General features: G+C 63.2%; 17 protein-coding genes and 1 tRNA gene. 6 read left to right on the forward strand and 12 right to left on the reverse strand.

Translation table 11 applies throughout. The features are described from left to right. Nucleotides 1–12: 12 nt before the first annotated feature. The 7 genes from zapD to AVKW3434_RS08505 form a co-directional block, all read right to left on the reverse strand. On the reverse strand, nucleotides 13–768 hold the full coding sequence (gene zapD / locus AVKW3434_RS08475) for a cell division protein ZapD (RefSeq protein WP_272565520.1): 756 nt from the start codon (nucleotides 766–768) through the stop codon (nucleotides 13–15). Nucleotides 769–831: 63 nt separating this feature from the next. Further along, a complete protein-coding gene (gene coaE, locus AVKW3434_RS08480) occupies nucleotides 832–1,452 on the reverse strand; it encodes a dephospho-CoA kinase (protein ID WP_284405477.1) in 621 nt (206 codons plus the stop codon). 4 nt (nucleotides 1,453–1,456) lie between these two features. Continuing rightward, nucleotides 1,457–2,341 carry a prepilin peptidase gene (locus AVKW3434_RS08485; RefSeq protein WP_284405478.1) on the reverse strand — a complete coding sequence of 295 codons (885 nt, stop codon included), beginning with the start codon at nucleotides 2,339–2,341 and terminating at the stop codon, nucleotides 1,457–1,459. Next, entirely contained in the window at nucleotides 2,341–3,558 is a 1,218-nt protein-coding gene (locus tag AVKW3434_RS08490; RefSeq protein WP_272565514.1) for a type II secretion system F family protein, read from the reverse strand. Before AVKW3434_RS08490 ends, AVKW3434_RS08485 begins: the two co-directional genes overlap by 1 nt. 20 nt (nucleotides 3,559–3,578) lie before the next feature. Next, nucleotides 3,579–5,309, reverse strand: a complete 1,731-nt coding sequence (gene pilB / locus AVKW3434_RS08495) for a type IV-A pilus assembly ATPase PilB (RefSeq protein WP_284405479.1) — start codon at nucleotides 5,307–5,309, stop codon at nucleotides 3,579–3,581. A 113-nt stretch (nucleotides 5,310–5,422) separates the two neighbouring features. Beyond that, nucleotides 5,423–5,499 (reverse strand) — tRNA-Pro (locus tag AVKW3434_RS08500). A gap of 20 nt (nucleotides 5,500–5,519) precedes the next feature. Next, complete coding sequence (locus tag AVKW3434_RS08505) at nucleotides 5,520–6,449, reverse strand: polyprenyl synthetase family protein (RefSeq protein ID WP_284405550.1); 930 nt, start codon at nucleotides 6,447–6,449, stop codon at nucleotides 5,520–5,522. A gap of 256 nt (nucleotides 6,450–6,705) precedes the next feature. On the opposite strand from AVKW3434_RS08505, the gene rplU reads away from it, so the two are divergent. From rplU to proB, 4 genes are all read left to right on the forward strand, one after another. Next, nucleotides 6,706–7,017 carry a 50S ribosomal protein L21 gene (gene rplU / locus AVKW3434_RS08510; RefSeq protein WP_092741307.1) on the forward strand — a complete coding sequence of 104 codons (312 nt, stop codon included), beginning with the start codon at nucleotides 6,706–6,708 and terminating at the stop codon, nucleotides 7,015–7,017. 14 nt (nucleotides 7,018–7,031) lie between these two features. Then, complete coding sequence (gene rpmA / locus AVKW3434_RS08515) at nucleotides 7,032–7,289, forward strand: 50S ribosomal protein L27 (RefSeq protein ID WP_272548923.1); 258 nt, start codon at nucleotides 7,032–7,034, stop codon at nucleotides 7,287–7,289. A 123-nt stretch (nucleotides 7,290–7,412) separates the two neighbouring features. Continuing rightward, nucleotides 7,413–8,483, forward strand: a complete 1,071-nt coding sequence (cgtA, locus tag AVKW3434_RS08520; RefSeq protein ID WP_272565511.1) for an Obg family GTPase CgtA — start codon at nucleotides 7,413–7,415, stop codon at nucleotides 8,481–8,483. An 81-nt stretch (nucleotides 8,484–8,564) separates the two neighbouring features. Beyond that, entirely contained in the window at nucleotides 8,565–9,704 is a 1,140-nt protein-coding gene (gene proB, locus AVKW3434_RS08525) for a glutamate 5-kinase (RefSeq protein WP_272565509.1), read from the forward strand. Nucleotides 9,705–9,759: 55 nt separating this feature from the next. Here the strand turns inward: proB and AVKW3434_RS08530 are convergent, their stop codons facing one another. Next, nucleotides 9,760–10,467, reverse strand: coding sequence for an RNA pyrophosphohydrolase (locus AVKW3434_RS08530; RefSeq protein WP_272565507.1), 708 nt, complete (start codon nucleotides 10,465–10,467; stop codon nucleotides 9,760–9,762). Nucleotides 10,468–10,558: 91 nt separating this feature from the next. On the opposite strand from AVKW3434_RS08530, the gene AVKW3434_RS08535 reads away from it, so the two are divergent. Continuing rightward, nucleotides 10,559–12,301 carry a proline--tRNA ligase gene (locus AVKW3434_RS08535; protein ID WP_284405480.1) on the forward strand — a complete coding sequence of 581 codons (1,743 nt, stop codon included), beginning with the start codon at nucleotides 10,559–10,561 and terminating at the stop codon, nucleotides 12,299–12,301. 5 nt (nucleotides 12,302–12,306) lie between these two features. Further along, nucleotides 12,307–12,987, forward strand: a complete 681-nt coding sequence (locus tag AVKW3434_RS08540; RefSeq protein ID WP_284405551.1) for a lytic transglycosylase domain-containing protein — start codon at nucleotides 12,307–12,309, stop codon at nucleotides 12,985–12,987. Nucleotides 12,988–13,022: 35 nt separating this feature from the next. On the opposite strand, the gene paeA is transcribed toward AVKW3434_RS08540, so the two are convergent. The 4 genes from paeA to prmC form a co-directional block, all read right to left on the reverse strand. Beyond that, nucleotides 13,023–14,351, reverse strand: coding sequence for a polyamine export protein PaeA (gene paeA / locus AVKW3434_RS08545; RefSeq protein ID WP_272565502.1), 1,329 nt, complete (start codon nucleotides 14,349–14,351; stop codon nucleotides 13,023–13,025). 116 nt (nucleotides 14,352–14,467) lie between these two features. Beyond that, complete coding sequence (locus AVKW3434_RS08550; RefSeq protein ID WP_284405481.1) at nucleotides 14,468–15,475, reverse strand: AAA family ATPase; 1,008 nt, start codon at nucleotides 15,473–15,475, stop codon at nucleotides 14,468–14,470. A 158-nt stretch (nucleotides 15,476–15,633) separates the two neighbouring features. Then, complete coding sequence (gene grxD, locus AVKW3434_RS08555) at nucleotides 15,634–15,960, reverse strand: Grx4 family monothiol glutaredoxin (protein ID WP_272565499.1); 327 nt, start codon at nucleotides 15,958–15,960, stop codon at nucleotides 15,634–15,636. A 109-nt stretch (nucleotides 15,961–16,069) separates the two neighbouring features. Beyond that, nucleotides 16,070–16,987 (reverse strand): peptide chain release factor N(5)-glutamine methyltransferase, encoded by a 918-nt coding sequence (prmC, locus tag AVKW3434_RS08560; RefSeq protein WP_502869044.1) that lies wholly within the window; start codon nucleotides 16,985–16,987, stop codon nucleotides 16,070–16,072. Nucleotides 16,988–16,998: the final 11 nt, after the last annotated feature.

Consider the following 16,998-nt stretch of genomic DNA (forward strand, 5'->3'; position numbering starts at 1 on the left):
GTCAACGGGCGCTCAGGCGCACAAGGTCAGTTCGAACGCGGCATCTTCGTTGGCGGCATGCAGCTTGCCGTCGTCATGCTGGCGCATCAGCCGCACGGAGACGATCAGGCGGTTGCCGCTGATCTCCGGGATCAGGTCCAGGGAAGGATCGATGCGAAGGCGCAGCAGTTGGAAGGTGCGGCCCTGGGGCAGGGTCTGCTGGAACTGACCATGGTCCGCGGCCACCTTCTGGGGCACGCCCGAATCACGCAGCAGCTTCAGGAGGACATACAACGACTCCGCCAGGGGGGCGAGGGTGGTCGCCCAGGCTTCCAGATCCTGCTGGCGCTGCTGGGGGGCATGGTGCTGCCAGGCGTAGTAGGCCGGCAGATCGAAGCCGCACGTTCCCCCGGGAATGCCCACCCGGCTGCGGATGCTCATCAGCCAGTCGTTTTCCGCCAGGGCTTGGCCTGCCTTGCCCGTCTGCGCATTCAACCCGGCAAAGCACCGATCGAGCTGCGCGATGATGCCGTCCAGAACCGCTTCGGAAATCGAAGGGTTGCCCCGATAGCCATCCAGCTGGTGCTTCTGCTTTTCCAGATCCTTGAGCACATCCGACTTGAGATCGGCGCGCGCCGCGACATCCATGATTTCGAAGACCGTCACCAGTGCGTAGTGGTGGTCCAGAGGATGCTGGCGCGGAATCAACTCACCCAGGCGGCGAAACAGCTGCTCGAGCCGCAGGTAGGTTCTCAGTCGTTCGTTGAAGGGATATTCGTAAAGGATCACGCTGCAGGGTTCCTGGGGCACACGGCTGGCGCTGCCAGCTTCGCGCGTCCGATATGCCGGGCATCATAGCCCGAACCGCTGGGCGATCTGAAGGACGTCAGCTCGCAACCCTTGCAGCGAGATCCCGTCGTTGTAGACCACCATGTCCGCTGCCGCCTGCCGGATCGCCCGGGGGGCTTGGGACGCCATGATGCCTTCGATCGTCTCGCGCGTCAGGGCGCTGCGCTGCTGCACCCGGAGGATCTGGGTTTCGGTGGTGCAGTCCACCACGAGAACCTGGTCCAGCTGCTGCGCCCAGCGGGCAGACTCGACCAGCAGCGGGATGTCGAAGACGATCAGGGCCGCACCGCTTTGCACGGCGCGCGATGCGGCTTCCCGCGTTGCCAGGGCCACCAGCGGGTGGACGATGCGCTCCAGGCGCTGACGCGCCGCCGGGTCTGTGAACACGCGTTCCCGCATGCGGTCGCGGTCCATCGCGCCGTGCGCATCGATCAAGGCGTCGCCGAACGCGTCGCGGATGGGTCCGATGGCGGCCCCCCCTGGGGCAGTCACCTGGCGCGAAAGCCGATCGGCGTCGATGAGTGCGGCGCCGTGTTCCGCCAGCATTTGGCCCACCGTGCTTTTCCCGCTGCCGATGCCGCCGGTCAAACCCAGGCGCAGAGCGGGCCGCGATTCGGTCGCCATGGGCTCAAAGCCCCAGGCTGCGCAGTAGCCCTTGCAGGATCGTTTCCGGCCCGAACACCATGGCTGCGAGTCCCGAGCCGACCAGGAACGGACCGAAAGGAACGTATCCGCCTTCCCGCAACTGGCTGGCGAATTTCATGCCGATGCCAATGAACGCTCCGATGACGGACGCAATGAGAATGATCGGCACCAGCGCCGGCCAGCCGAACCAGGCCCCGAGCGCTGCAAAGAGCTTGAAGTCGCCATGGCCCATGCCTTCCTTGCCTGTCGCAAGCTTGAAGGCCCAATACACCGTCCACAGGGACAGGTAGCCTCCTACGGCCCCCATGACCGCGCTGAACAGCGGAACGGTGGTCCACTGCAGCGCAGAGGCGACGAGGCCCGCCCAGAGCAAGGGCAGCGTGATGTCGTCGGGCAGCAGCGTGGTGTCCCAGTCGATGAACGCCAGAGCGATCAGCGCGGCGGCGAATCCGCACCACGCCACTGCGGTGAGCGTCGTGCCCCAATGCCAGCCGCAAAAGAAGAAAAGGCCGCCCGTGGCCAGTTCGACCAGGGGATATCGGGGGCTGATCCGCACTTTGCAGGCGGAGCATCGCCCGCGAAGCCACAGATAGCTCAGGACCGGGATGTTTTCATACCATTGCACCGCATGGCCGCAGGCAGGGCACCGCGACGCCGGCGTCCAGAGGTTGAAGGGTTCCACCGGCGTCACTTCGGCCTGCGTGGACGCCGCATCCTTGTGGGCCATGGCGGCAAAGTCAGCGCATTCTGCGGCCCATTGCCGCTCCATCATCTTCGGCAAGCGATGGATCACGACATTCAGGAAGCTACCGATCAGCAGACCCAAAATGCCGAGTACCGAAGCGTCTCCCCAAGGTCCCAGTTCCATCAGACGACTTGACCCAGTTTGAAGATCGGCAGATACATCGAAACCACGATGCCCCCAATGATGGTGCCCAGGAACACGATGATGATGGGCTCCATCAGGCTGGACAGCCCCGCGACCATTTCATCCACTTCGGCCTCGTAGAAGTCGGCGGCTTTGCCCAGCATGTGGTCGATGGAGCCGGATTCTTCGCCAATGGCGCACATCTGGATCACCATGGAAGGGAACACGTTGGCATTGCCCATGGCAGCCGTCAAGCTCGTCCCTGTCGAGACTTCCTGCTGAATCCGTTCCGTAGCGAGGGCATACACGGAATTGCCAGAGGCGCCGCCCACCGAATCCAAGGCTTCAACCAGAGGAACCCCTGCGGCGAACATGGTGGACAGCGTCCGGGTCCAGCGAGCAACGCATGATTTATCGATCAAGGATCCGAACACCGGAAGCCGCAGCAACAGACGGTCCATGAACATCTGTACTTTTTCGCTGCGGCGCCACGCCTGCATGAAGAAATAAAATCCGCCGCCCAATACGCCAAAAATCAGCCACCACCATTTGACGAAGACCTCGCTCATGGCCATTACGAGGAGCGTAGGTGCCGGCAGTTCAGCGCCAAAGGAGGTAAATACTTCCTTGAATGCGGGGATCACAAAGATCATGATCACCGTGACCACGACGAATGCAACGATCACCACCGAAATGGGGTACATCAAGGCCGATTTGATCTTCGATTTGATGGCCTCGGTCTTTTCCATGTACATGGCAAGCCGGTCCAGCAGCGCCTCCAAGATACCCGCGGCCTCGCCGGCTTCGACGAGGTTGCAATAAAGGCTGTCGAAGTACATCGGGTACTTGCGGAAGGCTGCATTCAGCGACGTCCCGGTTTCCACGTCACTGCGAATGTCGTTGAGCAATTTCGTGACGCTGGCATTGGTATTGCCCCTGCCCACGATATCGAAGGATTGCAACAGCGGCACGCCAGCCTTCATCATGGTGGCCATCTGGCGCGTGAACAATGCGATGTCCTTGGGCTTGATCTTCTTGCCCGAACGCATGCGCCGCTTCTTGATCTTGGTAGGCAGCACACCCTGTCTGCGCAAGGTCGCCTGGACTTGGTTTTCACCTACGGCGCGCACTTCCCCGCGGACAATCTTTCCACTGCGATCCTTGCCCTCCCATTCAAAGACGAAGTCCTTGATATCCCTCGATGCGGCGGTTGCCATAATGATCCTCGCGATTGGCGCTATTCGTTGGTGACAGCCAGCACCTCTTCGAGAGAGGTCAGCCCCATCTTGGCTTTATGAAGGCCTGCTTCGCGCAAGGAGCGAACCCCCTCGGCCTTGGCCTGCTTGGCGATTTCCAAGGCGCTTCCATCGCGCAAAATAATGCGTTGAATTTCTTCGGAAATCGGCATGACCTGGTAAATGCCCAGCCGCCCCTTGTAGCCATTGTTGCAAGCGGAACAACCGACCGGACGATAGGTCACCCAGGTGCCATCGATTTCATCCTCTTTATAGCCTGCCTCGAGCAGGGTTTCATGTGGAATATCGGCGGGTGCTTTGCAGACCGGGCACAAACGGCGAGCCAGGCGCTGGGCTGTTATCAGAATGACGCTGGACGCAATGTTGAATGGCGCAATTCCCATATTGCGCATCCGGGTGAGCGTGGTCGGAGCATCGTTGGTGTGGAGGGTGGACAGCACCAAGTGGCCCGTCTGTGCCGCCTTGATGGAAATATCCGCCGTTTCAAGGTCGCGAATTTCGCCGACCATGATGATGTCAGGATCCTGGCGCAGAAACGACTTGAGTGCGGTGGCGAACGTCAGCCCCGCTTTCTCATTGACGTTCACCTGATTGACACCAGGCAAATTGATTTCCGAGGGGTCCTCCGCGGTCGCGATGTTGACGCCTGCCTTGTTCAGCAAGTTCAGGCAGGTATACAAGGAGACGGTTTTCCCTGAACCCGTTGGCCCGGTCACCAAAATCATGCCGTAAGGCCGGCCGATGGCATGCATCAGCCGTTCCTTTTCTTCCGGCTCATAACCCAGCGCATCGATGCCCAGCTTGGCACTGCTGGGATCCAAAATCCGGATCACGATCTTTTCGCCAAAGAGCGTAGGCAGCGTGCTCACCCGAAAGTCGATGACCCGGTCCGGGCCGACTTTGAGCTTCATGCGGCCATCTTGTGGGACACGCTTTTCCGAAATGTCCAGTCTGGAAATGACCTTGATTCGGGACGCCAGCTTGTCCTTGATGGCAATGGGGGGCGAAGCAATTTCGCGCAATTCGCCATCGATGCGAAAACGCACCCGGTACTGGTGCTCGTAAGGTTCGAAATGCAAATCGGAAGCGCGCATGTTGAACGCGTCCAAAAGCATTTTGTGAAGGAACTTGACGATTGGCGCATCTTCAACGTCGTTGGCGCTGTCGGAGTTTTCGGGAGCTTCTTCGACCTTGACATCGTCGAATTCGAAATCTCCCCCGCCCGACAGGCTTTCCATCGACTCGCTGACCGACTTGGTATTGGCCTCGATCAGCTTGATGAGCTTGTCGTATTCCGCAATGATCCAGTCCACCCCCATCTGGGTCGTGAATTTGATCTTTTCCGCGGCCTCTTGGTCGGTAGGGTCTGCGGTGGCTACGATCAGCCGGTTGTTGCGCTTGCTCAGGGCCACAACGCGATAGGCGAGGCAGATCTTCGGATCCAGGAGATCTTTGGGAATCCGAAGAGGATCGATGGCTTCCAGATCCAGCAAGGGCGCACCGAATACGGCAGAAACCGTGTGCGCCAGATCGGCAGAGGAAACAGCCCCCGACCCGGTCAACTCGGCAATGAAGCTTGTTTTGCCAACCTGTGACTTGCGAAAGATATCTTCGGCTGATTTTTGACTCAGCTTGCCGGCTGACATCAATGCCCGGCCTAGACCTGGCAGGGCAATTGCGGCGCCTTCTTTGGGTGCGGTATCAACAGCCATGTAACCAGCAGAATCAATGTGGATGGAAAGGAAACCATCCTAACATCGCGCGGATGTTCGGGCCATGGGATCAACGGGGTAGAGTGCGGCGAAACCACGAAGGTGTAACAACGTGGTCGGGGTGAGAGGATTCGAACCTCCGGCCTCTACGTCCCGAACGTAGCGCTCTACCAGGCTAAGCTACACCCCGATGTGTTGTTTTCAAGGCAATTACAGACGCCGCTCCAGTAATTGCGAGGCCAATTCTAGCAAACCTTCCGTGTAGCGATTGGAGGGCAATTGCCTTGCAGCATCGATTGCCTGCTGTGCTTGGGCCGCAGCGGCAAGTCGGGTTGCTTCCAGGGCCCCGGTGCTTTTCACAATTTGCACGATGGCTGGAAGCTCTTCCACCGCGCCCGTCTGTATGGCGTTCTCTATCAGGCGCCGCTGGTCCTGGGTGCCGCGCTGCATGGCGATGATCAAGGGCAGGGTCACTTTGCCCTCCCGAAGATCATCTCCCAGGTTTTTACCCATCTCCGAAGAGTCGCCGTCGTAGTCGAGCACATCGTCAATCACCTGGAATGCGGTGCCGAGCGCCTGACCGTAATCTGCGCAAGCTTTCTCCACATCAGGAGAGCTGCGAGCAAGAATGGCTGCCAGCCGGGCGCTTGCTTCGAAGAGTTTGGCCGTCTTCGACCGGATGACCTCCAGATAGCCCTGCTCGTCCAGCGATGCGTCATGGGTGTTCATGAGCTGCTGCACTTCCCCTTCGGCGATGACATTGGTGGCCTCTGAAAGAATCTGCATCACGCGCATGTCATCCGCATCGACCATCATCTGGAAGGCGCGCGAGTGCAGGAAATCGCCGACCAGCACGCTTGCCGGATTGCCGAAGTTCTCGTTGGCTGTCGGGCGCCCTCGCCGCAGCGTGGACTCATCCACCACATCATCGTGCAGCAAGGTCGCGGTATGGATGAACTCCACCACCGCTGCAAGATTGAAACGCTGAAGCCCCTTGTAGCCGAGCGCGCCGCACATCAGCAAAAGCAATGCAGGACGCAGGCGCTTGCCACCTGCGGAAATGATGTAGCGGGCAATGTCTCCCACAAGAGAGACTGACGAATTCAGCCGGGCGGCAATGACTTTGTCCACCTCGTGCATGTCGTCGGCGATCAAGGCGAGGGTTGCTGAGGTGCTGGAGGTGGTGGTGGACAAGATGAGCGTGTGCAGCGACGAAAAATGGATTATAGGAATCGCTTCGTACCGACTCGGGCGCTCCTGGCTTGCCCACCGCAAAAGACGACTTTTCCGGTTGCGGCCTGATCGGATGCTGCCGGCTGGCTAAAAAGGTTGCCTCGTGCTATAGTCGCCGGCTCTGCGGAAATTCGTCCGCAGAACTCCATTCAAAGAGGTTCACATGTACGCGGTCATAAAAACCGGCGGCAAGCAGTATCGCGTTGCTTCCGGCGAAAAAATTAAAGTAGAACAGATTGCTGCGGACGTAGGCCAGGAAATTGTGATCGACCAGGTTCTGGCAGTCGGAAACGGCGCTGAAATCAAGGTTGGCACCCCCCTGGTGTCCGGCGCAACCGTCACGGCAACCGTCGTGGCGCACGGCAAGCACGACAAAGTGCACATCTTCAAGATGCGCCGTCGCAAGCACTATCAGAAACGCCAAGGCCATCGCCAGCAGTTCACCGAACTGCAAATCGGTGCGATCGCCGGTTAAAAGGAGCTGATGTCATGGCACAGAAAAAAGGCGGCGGCTCTACGCGAAACGGGCGCGATTCCAAGCCCAAGATGCTCGGTGTGAAGGCTTTCGGCGGCGAATTGATCAGCGCGGGCTCGATCATCGTTCGCCAGCGCGGTACGCGTTTCCACCCCGGCACGAACGTCGGTGTGGGCAAGGACCACACGCTGTTTGCGCTGGTCGATGGCCACGTGTCCTTCGGCACCAAGGGCGCACTGTCCAAGCACACCGTCAATGTGACGCCGGCCTGACGCCTGCCACTTGATGCTTTCGAAGCCCCGACCTGTCGGGGCTTTGTCGTTTTGGAAGTGTTGGCTGCCGGATGAATCGGCATCGCGTCGCTTTCCGAACCCTGTTTTGTAAACTGGATCCCCATGAAGTTCGTCGACGAAGCCTTTATCGACATTGCCGCCGGCGACGGCGGCAATGGTTGTGTGTCGTTCCGGCACGAAAAGTACAAGGAGTTCGGCGGTCCCAATGGGGGCGACGGCGGCCGGGGCGGGCATGTCTTTGCCGTGGCCGATCCGAATCTGAATACGCTGGTGGATTTCCGCTATTCCCGCCGCCACGAGGCCAAGCGCGGTGAGCACGGCATGGGCTCCGACATGTTCGGTGCCGCTGGCGATGACATCACGTTGAAGATGCCGGTGGGCACCATCATCACCGATGCCGAGACGGGTGAGGTGCTGTATGAACTGTTGGTGCCGGGTGAGGTGATCACCATCGCCAAGGGTGGCGATGGCGGTTTTGGCAACATGCGGTTCAAAAGCGCCATCAACCGTGCGCCGCGCCAGAAAACACCAGGATGGCCTGGCGAGAAGAAAAATCTCAAGCTGGAGTTGAAGGTGCTTGCCGATGTCGGCCTGCTGGGCATGCCCAACGCCGGCAAATCCACCTTGATCGCTGCCATTTCCAATGCGCGGCCCAAGATCGCCGACTACCCCTTCACGACGTTGCACCCCAATCTGGGCGTGGTTCGGGTGGGGCCGGAACAGAGCTTCGTCGTCGCCGACATTCCTGGGTTGATCGAAGGCGCTTCTGAAGGGGCGGGGCTCGGGCACCAGTTCTTGCGTCACCTGCAGCGCACGCGTTTGCTGTTGCACGTGATCGATTTGGCGCCTTTCGACGACGCTGTCGATCCTGTCGCGCAAGCCAAGGCCATTGTGGGCGAGCTCAAGAAATACGACGCAGGCCTCTATGACAAGCCGCGCTGGCTGGTGCTCAACAAGCTGGACATGGTTCCCAAGGAAGAGCGTGAAGCGCGCGTCCGGGATTTCGTGAAGCGGTTCAAGTGGAAGGGGCCCGTTTTCGAGATTTCGGCCTTGACGCGCGAGGGCTGCGAGCCGTTGATCCATGCCATTTACCGGCATGTGCAGGTTCAGCAGAAGGCCGAACAGACGCCGGAAGAGGTGGATCCACGTTTCGTGGGCGATCGACCCGAGTGATCCGTCTGCTTCGCTACTCCTGCTACTTATTCAATAGCGTTCATCGCTTGTCCATCCAGCGCTGACGCCAATACTGTCCATATGGTTTCCAGCATATTGCGCGACGCGCGCCGCATTGTCGTCAAAGTAGGGTCGAGTCTCGTGACCAACGAGGGCCGTGGCCTGGATGAGGCTGCCATCGGTGAATGGAGTCGCCAACTGGCGGCGCTGGCGCGCGGTGAATCGGGTGGGCGGCGCGAGGTGGTCATGGTGTCCAGCGGCGCGATTGCGGAGGGCATGAAGCGCCTGGGTTGGGCGACGCGTCCGCATGAGATCCATGAACTCCAGGCGGCTGCAGCAGTGGGCCAGATGGGGCTGGCGCAGATGTACGAGACCAAGTTGAGGGAGCAAGGGCTGGGCAGCGCGCAAGTGCTTCTCACACATGCCGATCTGGCGGATCGGGAGCGATATTTGAATGCCCGGTCCACGCTGCTCACCCTGCTGCGCCTGGGGGTGGTGCCTGTGATCAACGAGAACGATACCGTGGTCACGGATGAGATCAAGTTCGGCGACAACGATACGCTCGGTGCGTTGGTGGCCAATCTGGTGGAGGCCGATGCCTTGATCATCCTGACGGATCAAAAAGGGCTTTACACGGCAGATCCAAGGCGCAATCCGGACGCACAGTTCGTGCACGAAGCCCAGGCGGGCGATCTCGCCCTGGAGGCGATGGCGGGGGGCGTGGGCTCCAGCATCGGCCGGGGCGGCATGATCACGAAGATCATTGCCGCCAAGCGGGCCGCGGGCTCAGGCGCCTCCACCGTGATCGCGTGGGGCCGCGAGACCGATGTGCTCGTTCGCCTGACCCAGGGCGAAGCCATCGGAACGCTGCTGGTCGCGCAAACGCAGAAAAAGCAGGCGCGCAAGCAATGGATGGCGGACCATCTGCAACTCCGTGGCGCCGTGACCGTGGACATGGGAGCGGCGGTCAAGCTGCGAACTGAGGGAAAAAGCCTTCTGCCGATCGGCATGACCGCCGTGGAGGGGGATTTTTCTCGCGGTGACGTCATCGCCGTGCGTGATGAGACCGGGGCGGAAGTGGCGCGGGGGCTTGCCAACTACGCCAGTGCGGAGGCGCGATTGCTGTGCCGCAAGCCCTCGGCGGAATTCGAACGGTTGTTGGGGTATGTCGCCGAGCCGGAGATGGTGCACCGGGACAACATGGTGCTGGCAAACGCCTGACGCACAGGCATGGGCTTGCGGGCTGCCCTTTCCTTACGGAGAAGGCAGCGGCGCGTCAAACCAATTTGGGCAGGAACTGCGAAGGCGACAGAGGAATGCCAGCTCCCTGTTCCGAAGGGGGCGAGGTGGCTTTGCTCTTTTGAGGGTCGGGGTCGAAGCTGGCACCCGGGGGCATTTCCATGCCAGGACTGACCAGCAGGGAGCCTGCCCTGTGCATGGGCATGCCGCTGGGCAAGCCTTCGCCTTCACGGGAGCGCATGCCGCTGCGCAGATAGCGATTGCGTTGCTCGTGGCGCGGCAGAAAGCGTGCCAGCTCGGTGAGCGCCATTTCATACACGCCGCGCTTGAACTCCACCACCACATCGAGCGGCACCCAGTAATCATTCCAACGCCAGGCGTCGAACTCGGGGTGGTTGGTGGCGCGCAGATTCAGGTCCCAGTCATGGCCCAGCAGCTGCAGCAGATACCAGATTTGCTTCTGGCCCTTGTAGTGTCCGCGCGCATCGCGGCGGATGTACCGGTCAGGCACCTCATAGCGCAACCAGTCCCTGGTGCGGGCAACCACGCGCACATGGCCCGGCTGCAATCCCACTTCTTCGTGCAGTTCGCGGTACATTGCCTGTTCGGGAGTTTCCCCCCTGTCGATGCCGCCCTGCGGGAACTGCCAGCTGTGGGTGCGGATCCGCTTGCCCCAGAACACCTGGTTTTTCTGGTTGAGCAGGATGATGCCGACGTTCGGCCGAAAGCCGTCCCGGTCAAGCATAATCTAACCCCAATTTTTTAAACTGTGACCATTATGCACGGCGCCTTGTGCGCAGCAAGCAGACCGGGCGCAATTGCATGAAATCCCCCCAATGAAAGCGTCCCAATTCTTCGTCTCCACCCTCAAGGAAGCCCCGGCCGATGCGGAAGTGGTCAGCCACAAGCTCATGACGCGGGCGGGCCTCATCAAGAAGCTGGGGGCGGGCATCTACAACTACATGCCCATGGGACTGCGCGTCATCCGCAAGGTGGAGGCCATCGTGCGGGAAGAGATGAACCGGGCCGGCGCCGTCGAGGTCGCCATGCCCGTGGTGCAGCCGGCAGAGTTCTGGCAGGAGACCGGCCGCTTCGACAAGATGGGCCCGGAACTGCTGCGCATCCAGGACCGGCACGGGCGCGATTTCGTGATCCAGCCCACGAGCGAAGAAGTGGTCACTGACATCGCACGCCAGGAGCTGCGCAGCTACAAGCAGCTGCCCAAGAACCTGTACCAGATCCAGACCAAGTTCCGCGACGAGCGCCGCCCGCGTTTCGGGCTGATGCGGGGCCGTGAGTTCATCATGAAGGATGCCTACTCCTTCGACCGCGACCAGGATGCCGCCAAGGCCAGCTACCAGGTGATGGCCCAGGCCTACCGACGCATTTTCGACCGCTTCGGCCTGACCTACCGGGCCGTGGCCGCGGACAGCGGCGCGATCGGCGGCGACCTGAGCGAGGAATTCCAGGTCATCGCCGCCACGGGCGAGGACGCCATCGTCTACTGCCCGCAGAGCGACTACGCTGCGAACATGGAAAAGGCCGAGGCGCTGGCCCCGGCAGGCCCGCGTCCGGCGGCGGCCCAGGTCCTGGCCAAGACGCCCACGCCGGGCAAGAGCACCTGCGCGGATGTGGCGCAACTGCTGGGCGTGGCGCTGCAGATTACCGTGAAGTCGCTGGTGCTCGCCACCGACGAGACCAACGAGGCTGGCGAGATCGTCAAGACGCAGGTCTGGCTGCTGCTGCTGCGCGGCGACCACGACATGAACGAGATCAAGGTGTCCAAGGTGCCGGGTCTGGCGGGTTTCCGCTTCGCCACCGTGGGCGAGATCGAAGACCACTTCGGCTGCAAGCCGGGCTACCTGGGCCCGCTGCAGTTGAAAAAGCCCGTGAAGCTGGTGGTGGACCGCGAAGTGGCCGTGATGGCCGACTGGATCTGCGGCGCCAACGAAATCGATGCCCACATGACGGGCGTGAACTGGGGCCGCGATCTGCCGGAGCCCGAGGTGGTGGCCGACCTGCGCAACGTCGTGGCGGGCGACCGCTCGCCGGACGGCCAGGGGGAACTCGCCATCGAGCGCGGCATCGAAGTCGGCCATGTGTTCTACCTCGGGACCAAGTACAGCAAAGCCATGAACGCGACCTTCCTGGGCGAGGATGGCAAGCCCGCATTCTTCGAGATGGGCTGCTACGGCATTGGCATCACCCGGCTGCCGGCCGCCGCCATCGAACAGAACCACGACGACCGCGGCATCATCTGGCCCGATGCCATCGCCCCTTTCACGGTGGTGGTGTGCCCGATCGGCATGGACCGCAGCGCGGAGGTCAAGGCCGCGGCCGAACAGCTCTACGGCGACCTGCTGGCGGCTGGCGTGGACGTGCTGCTGGACGACCGCGGCGAGCGCCCGGGGGCGATGTTCGCCGACTGGGAGCTGATCGGCGTGCCCCACCGCGTGGTGATCTCCGACCGTGGGCTCAAGGAAGGCCAGCTCGAATACCAGCACCGCCGCGATACCGCCGCGACCAAGGTCGCCACGGCCGACATCCTGGCGCACATCAAGGGCCGGCTGACACCATGAGCGCGATGAAAGACGAGGCTGGGGCGGTTTCGCGCCGGGCCTGTCTGGTGTCCTTGTCCGCCGGGCCGGCGGCCTGGCTGGCGGCCCCGCAGGCCGCCCATGCCGGGGGCCAACTGGAAGAACCCCTGATCGACTCCGTGCGAACCGCCTTGAGTTCCGCAGTGCTCAACCAGGCGCCGCCCGAACCCCAGTTCGGCACGACGGAAGCGCGGCTGCTGTACCTGCGCTGGCTGGGCACCATGAGCGACCGGCTGCGCCGCCGCAAGCCGGATTGGGAGGTGCGCCGGGATTTCCTGCAGACCGTCTGGTACGAGTCCAAGAGGGCAGGGCTCGATGTGTCGCTGGTGCTCGGCCTGGTGCAGGTCGAAAGCGCGTTCCGCAAGTTCGCCGTGTCCAGCGTGGGCGCGCGGGGCTACATGCAGGTGATGCCGTTCTGGACGCGGGTGATCGGCGACGGCGATCCGGGCAAGCTGTTTCACATGCAGACCAACCTGCGTTTCGGCTGCGTGATCCTGCGCCACTACCTCGATCGGGAGCGTGGCGATCTGTTCATGACGCTGGGCCGCTACAACGGCAGCCGCGGCCGGCCGCAGTACCCCGACGCGGTGTTCGCTGCGCAGCGCAACTGGGTGTTCCAGGACCGCATCACCACCGCAGCCGAGGGCCTCGCACCGGCCGGAGGATAGCCCGGTCGGGCTTGGCCGATGATGCCGCCGCGCCTTCAGATGGCGCTGGCCGCGGCGATGGGCACGCCGTTCGCATCCTGCAGGCGCGACACCATGATCTGGTCGATGCGGTAGCTGTCCACGTCCAGCACCTCGAACTTGTAGCCGCCCCAGTTCACGCTGTCGGTGCGCCGGGGCACGCGGCGCAGCATCACCATGAGGAAGCCGGCCAGCGTTTCGTACTCTTCGGCGTGGGGCAGTTCGTCCAGGTTCAGTGCGCGCAGCACGTCTTCGACCGGGGTCACGCCGTCGATGAGCCAGGAGTTCTCGTCGCGGCGCACGATCTGCTCCTCGTCCGCCGGGCCCATGACGAGGTCGCCCATGACGGTGCTCATCACGTCGTTCAGGGTGACGACCCCCACCACCAGGCTGTATTCGTTCACGATGACCGCAAAGTCTTCGTGCACCTGGCGAAACTGCTCCAGCACTTCGGACAGGGACAGCCGGTCCGGCACGATGAGCACCTTGCGCACCAGGCCTTCGTCGGCCAGCGAGATGGGCTGGTTGTTCAGCACGCGCTGGAAGAGGTCCTTGGCGTCCACGTAGCCGACCACGTGGTCGATGTCGCCGTCGCACACGGGATAGGTCGAGAACGGCTCTTCCGCGATGCGCGCACGGATCACGGTGTCGGGATCGTCGCGCAGGAAGTACGCGATGCGGTCGCGTTGCGACATGGCGCTGCCGACGGTGCGCGTGTCCAGTTCGAACACGTTCTCGATCACCTGCTGCTCCCGCGCGGCCAGCACGCCGGCGCGGGCACCGGCTTCCATCATGGCCAGGATGTCGTCGGAGGTCACCCGGTCGTCCCGCAGCGACGACAGCCCCAGCATGCGAAACAGCAGGTCCGCGCTGCGGCTGTAGAGCCAGACGACGGGCCGCAGCACGGTCATCAGCAGCTTCATCGGCGCCGACACCCGCAGCGCCAGGCGTTCGGGATTGGCCATGCCCAGCCGCTTGGGGAACAGGTCGGCGAGCAGGATGAACAGCGAGGTGATGATGGTGAACGACGCCAGGAAGCCCGCGGTCTCCGCCCGGGCGTTGCTCAGCCAGTAGGCGAACAGTTCGGTGAAATGGGGACTGAGCGCGCCTTCGCCCACGATGCCGCCCAGGATGGCGACGGCGTTCTGGCCGACCTGCACCACGGTGAAATAGTCGCCGGGCTGCTCCTGCATGCGCATGACCCGGTCGGCGCGGGTGTCGCCTTCGTCGGCCATCTGGCGCAGGCGCAGGCGGCGCGAAGCCGCCAGGGAGATTTCCGCGATGGAGAAGAACGCGCTGGCCACGATGAGGAGGCCGATAACGAAGAGACTTTGGGACAGGGTCATGGGACGGCGGGCGCCACCATGATCGTGCTGTGCGCCAGCGTGCCGAGTGTAGCCGCCCTGCCACGCGCCTTCGCGCGCCCACATGCAGGGGATGCAAGCTGGCGGCGAGGGCTAGTTCACTGCAGGAAGCCAATGCGCGATTTGCCGCCTGCGCTGCGCGGCAGGTCGCCCACTTCGACCGCGCTGCGGTGCTGCAGGCGCGCATTGCCGAAGCCGGTCATCAGGGCTCGGCGCATTTCGCGCGGGGGCATCTGCGCGAGCAGGTCCAGCACGTCGGACTGCGGCTCGGGATCGAGCATGCGGCCCCAGTCGTGGCCGTTGCGGATGCCCTGGTAGAGGTTGCGCGCGATGGCGCGGGCCTGCTCCGGCGTGGGCGCCTGCACCTCGAACACGTTCATGCGGTTGAGGATGGGATCGGGAATGCCGCGCTCGTCGTTGGCGGTGGTGATCCAGATGACCTGGCTCGCGTCGATGGCGACCTCGGCGAACTCGTCGGTGAAGCTCTGCGCCGTGTCGTGCTCCAGCAGGCCATACAGCGCGCCCAGCGGGTCGTACTGCGCGTCGCTCGCGGCCTTGTCGATCTCGTCCACGACGATGACAGGGTTGGCGTATTCGCCCTCCACCAGCGCCTCGAACACCTTGCCGGGCCGCGCGCCCTTCCACTGCGATGACGAGCCCGACAGCAGCCAGCCAGCAGTCATCGAGCTCATGGGCACGAGGTTCATGCCGGTGCCCAGCAGCTCGGCCAGGTGCCGTGCGAAGTGGGTCTTGCCGATGCCGGGAGGGCCCAGCAGCAGCATCGGCGTGACTTCGAGCCCGTCGCGGCTGTCCTGCGCCAGGGCCACGTGGCGCTTCACATCGTCGAGGACGTCGGTGAAGTTGGGCAACTGGTCGTAGAGGTGGGCCATGTCCGGCACGCCGGAAGGCTTGACCTGGAAGCGTTCGGGCCCGCGTTCCAGCATGCGTTCGTACACCGCGCGCAGATTTTCGTATTCGCGCTGGCTGCCGCCGTCCTGCAGCCGCGTGAGCTTGCGCTCGACGTCGCAGGGGTGGAACACGTTGCGCAACTGGGCCACCGGCAGGCTCAGGGCCGGCGTTTGCGGAACAAGGCTGTGTGTCGTCATGGCGCGCTCCTGTGTGAGGAAGTCACGCACCCATTCAAGCACACAACATGCCCGGTCTCAACGGCGGAAAAACCCCGTCAACCCGCCCCTGTTGTTCCCATGCAAAAGGCCGCCCGGGGGCGGCCTTCGGTCGATGCAGCCGCCAGGGCCTGCCGGCGTCACTCGCCCTGCGTGCCCAGCACCTGCTTGAGTTCGCCCGACTCGTACATCTCCATCATGATGTCCGAGCCGCCGATGAATTCGCCCTTGACGTAGAGCTGCGGGATGGTGGGCCAGCTGCTGTATTCCTTGATGCCCTGGCGGATCTCCGGGTCGTCCAGCACGTTCACCGTGGCCACGCTCTTGGGGTCCACGCCGCAGGCCTTCAGGAGCTGGATCGCGCGGCCCGAGAAGCCGCACATCGGAAAACTCGCGCTGCCCTTCATGAACAGCAGGATGTCGTTGGATTTGACGAGGGCGTCGATGCGTTGCTGGGTGTCGCTCATGGGTTGCTCCTGAAAGTGGCCGTGGATCGGCGGCAAGGCGTGATTATTTCACTGTCGGCCAAGGCTTTGGGGCGCTGCGGTCATCCGCGGGCGGGCTGAATCGGCAGCGTTACCGCTCAAGTGGGGACGGAACAAGGCTTTCCAATGCTGCAGAGGCGCTCATCCCCGCGACCGGCCGGCGGCCGCCGGTACAGCGGGCATGGCCGGCCAGATCGGTTCGGCTTTGCACCTCGGCGAAGCCAGCCCTGCTCAGCAGCGCCCGCACGGCCCCGGCCTGGTCCCAGCCGTGCTCCAGCAGCAGCCAGCCGCCCGGCACCAAATGGGGCAGGGCTTGCCCCGCAATGTTGCGAAGGTCGTCCAGCCCGTCGGCGCCGCTGGCCAGGGCGTTCAGGGGCTCGTGCGTGAGCGCGGCCAAGTGCGGATCGTCCGCCGCGATGTAGGGGGGATTGGAGACGATGGCATCGAACCCCGCGCCTTCCCCCAGGCCGGAAAGCCAGTCGCCCATCACGAAGCGCACGGGCAGGCCCAGCCGTTCGGCATTGGCGCGGGCCACGTCCAGCGCGGCGGGGCTGGCATCGACCGCCAGCACCTGCGCGTCGGGCCGCTGGTGCTGCAATGCGAGGGCGATGGCGCCACTGCCGGTGCCCAGGTCGGCCACGCGCGGGGCGGCGACGGACTGCAGCACCTGCAGCGCCCAGTCCACCAGGGTTTCGGTGTCCGGTCGCGGGTCCAGCACGCGGGCATCGACCTGTAGCGCCAGGCCGTAGAACGCCTTGCGGCCCGTCAGGTAGGCCACCGGCTCGCCGGCCGCGCGGCGCCGGCACAGTGCCAGGAAGGCGTCCATCGCCGGCGGGGGCACGGCGTCGGTGTCGTGCGCCAGCAGCCAGGCGCGGCCGGCCTCGGGGCGGCCGAGCGCGTGCAGCAGCAGCAGCTGGGCGTCGATGCGTGCCAGTCCCAGGGTGTGGGCCTGGGCCAGCGCCTGGGCCAGGGTCGGCGAGGCGTTTGCTATTGAATTGGTAGCATCCAAGGCAATGAATC

Origin of the sequence: Acidovorax sp. SUPP3434 (assembly GCF_030159015.1) — a bacterium.
GTDB lineage: Bacteria > Pseudomonadota > Gammaproteobacteria > Burkholderiales > Burkholderiaceae_C > Paracidovorax.

Excerpts from the sequence above, each read along its gene's own strand:
- coaE (WP_284405477.1), bottom strand. The coding sequence starts at position 1,452 with ATGGCGACCGAATCGCGGCCCGCTCTGCGCCTGGGTTTGACCGGCGGC.
- AVKW3434_RS08485 (WP_284405478.1), bottom strand. The coding sequence starts at position 2,341 with ATGGAACTGGGACCTTGGGGAGACGCTTCGGTACTCGGCATTTTGGGT.
- AVKW3434_RS08490 (WP_272565514.1), bottom strand. The coding sequence starts at position 3,558 with ATGGCAACCGCCGCATCGAGGGATATCAAGGACTTCGTCTTTGAATGG.
- pilB (WP_284405479.1), bottom strand. The coding sequence starts at position 5,309 with ATGGCTGTTGATACCGCACCCAAAGAAGGCGCCGCAATTGCCCTGCCA.
- AVKW3434_RS08505 (WP_284405550.1), bottom strand. The coding sequence starts at position 6,449 with ATGCACGAGGTGGACAAAGTCATTGCCGCCCGGCTGAATTCGTCAGTC.
- rplU (WP_092741307.1), top strand. The coding sequence starts at position 6,706 with ATGTACGCGGTCATAAAAACCGGCGGCAAGCAGTATCGCGTTGCTTCC.
- rpmA (WP_272548923.1), top strand. The coding sequence starts at position 7,032 with ATGGCACAGAAAAAAGGCGGCGGCTCTACGCGAAACGGGCGCGATTCC.
- cgtA (WP_272565511.1), top strand. The coding sequence starts at position 7,413 with ATGAAGTTCGTCGACGAAGCCTTTATCGACATTGCCGCCGGCGACGGC.
- proB (WP_272565509.1), top strand. The coding sequence starts at position 8,565 with ATGGTTTCCAGCATATTGCGCGACGCGCGCCGCATTGTCGTCAAAGTA.
- AVKW3434_RS08530 (WP_272565507.1), bottom strand. The coding sequence starts at position 10,467 with ATGCTTGACCGGGACGGCTTTCGGCCGAACGTCGGCATCATCCTGCTC.
- AVKW3434_RS08535 (WP_284405480.1), top strand. The coding sequence starts at position 10,559 with ATGAAAGCGTCCCAATTCTTCGTCTCCACCCTCAAGGAAGCCCCGGCC.
- AVKW3434_RS08540 (WP_284405551.1), top strand. The coding sequence starts at position 12,307 with ATGAAAGACGAGGCTGGGGCGGTTTCGCGCCGGGCCTGTCTGGTGTCC.
- paeA (WP_272565502.1), bottom strand. The coding sequence starts at position 14,351 with ATGACCCTGTCCCAAAGTCTCTTCGTTATCGGCCTCCTCATCGTGGCC.
- AVKW3434_RS08550 (WP_284405481.1), bottom strand. The coding sequence starts at position 15,475 with ATGACGACACACAGCCTTGTTCCGCAAACGCCGGCCCTGAGCCTGCCG.
- grxD (WP_272565499.1), bottom strand. The coding sequence starts at position 15,960 with ATGAGCGACACCCAGCAACGCATCGACGCCCTCGTCAAATCCAACGAC.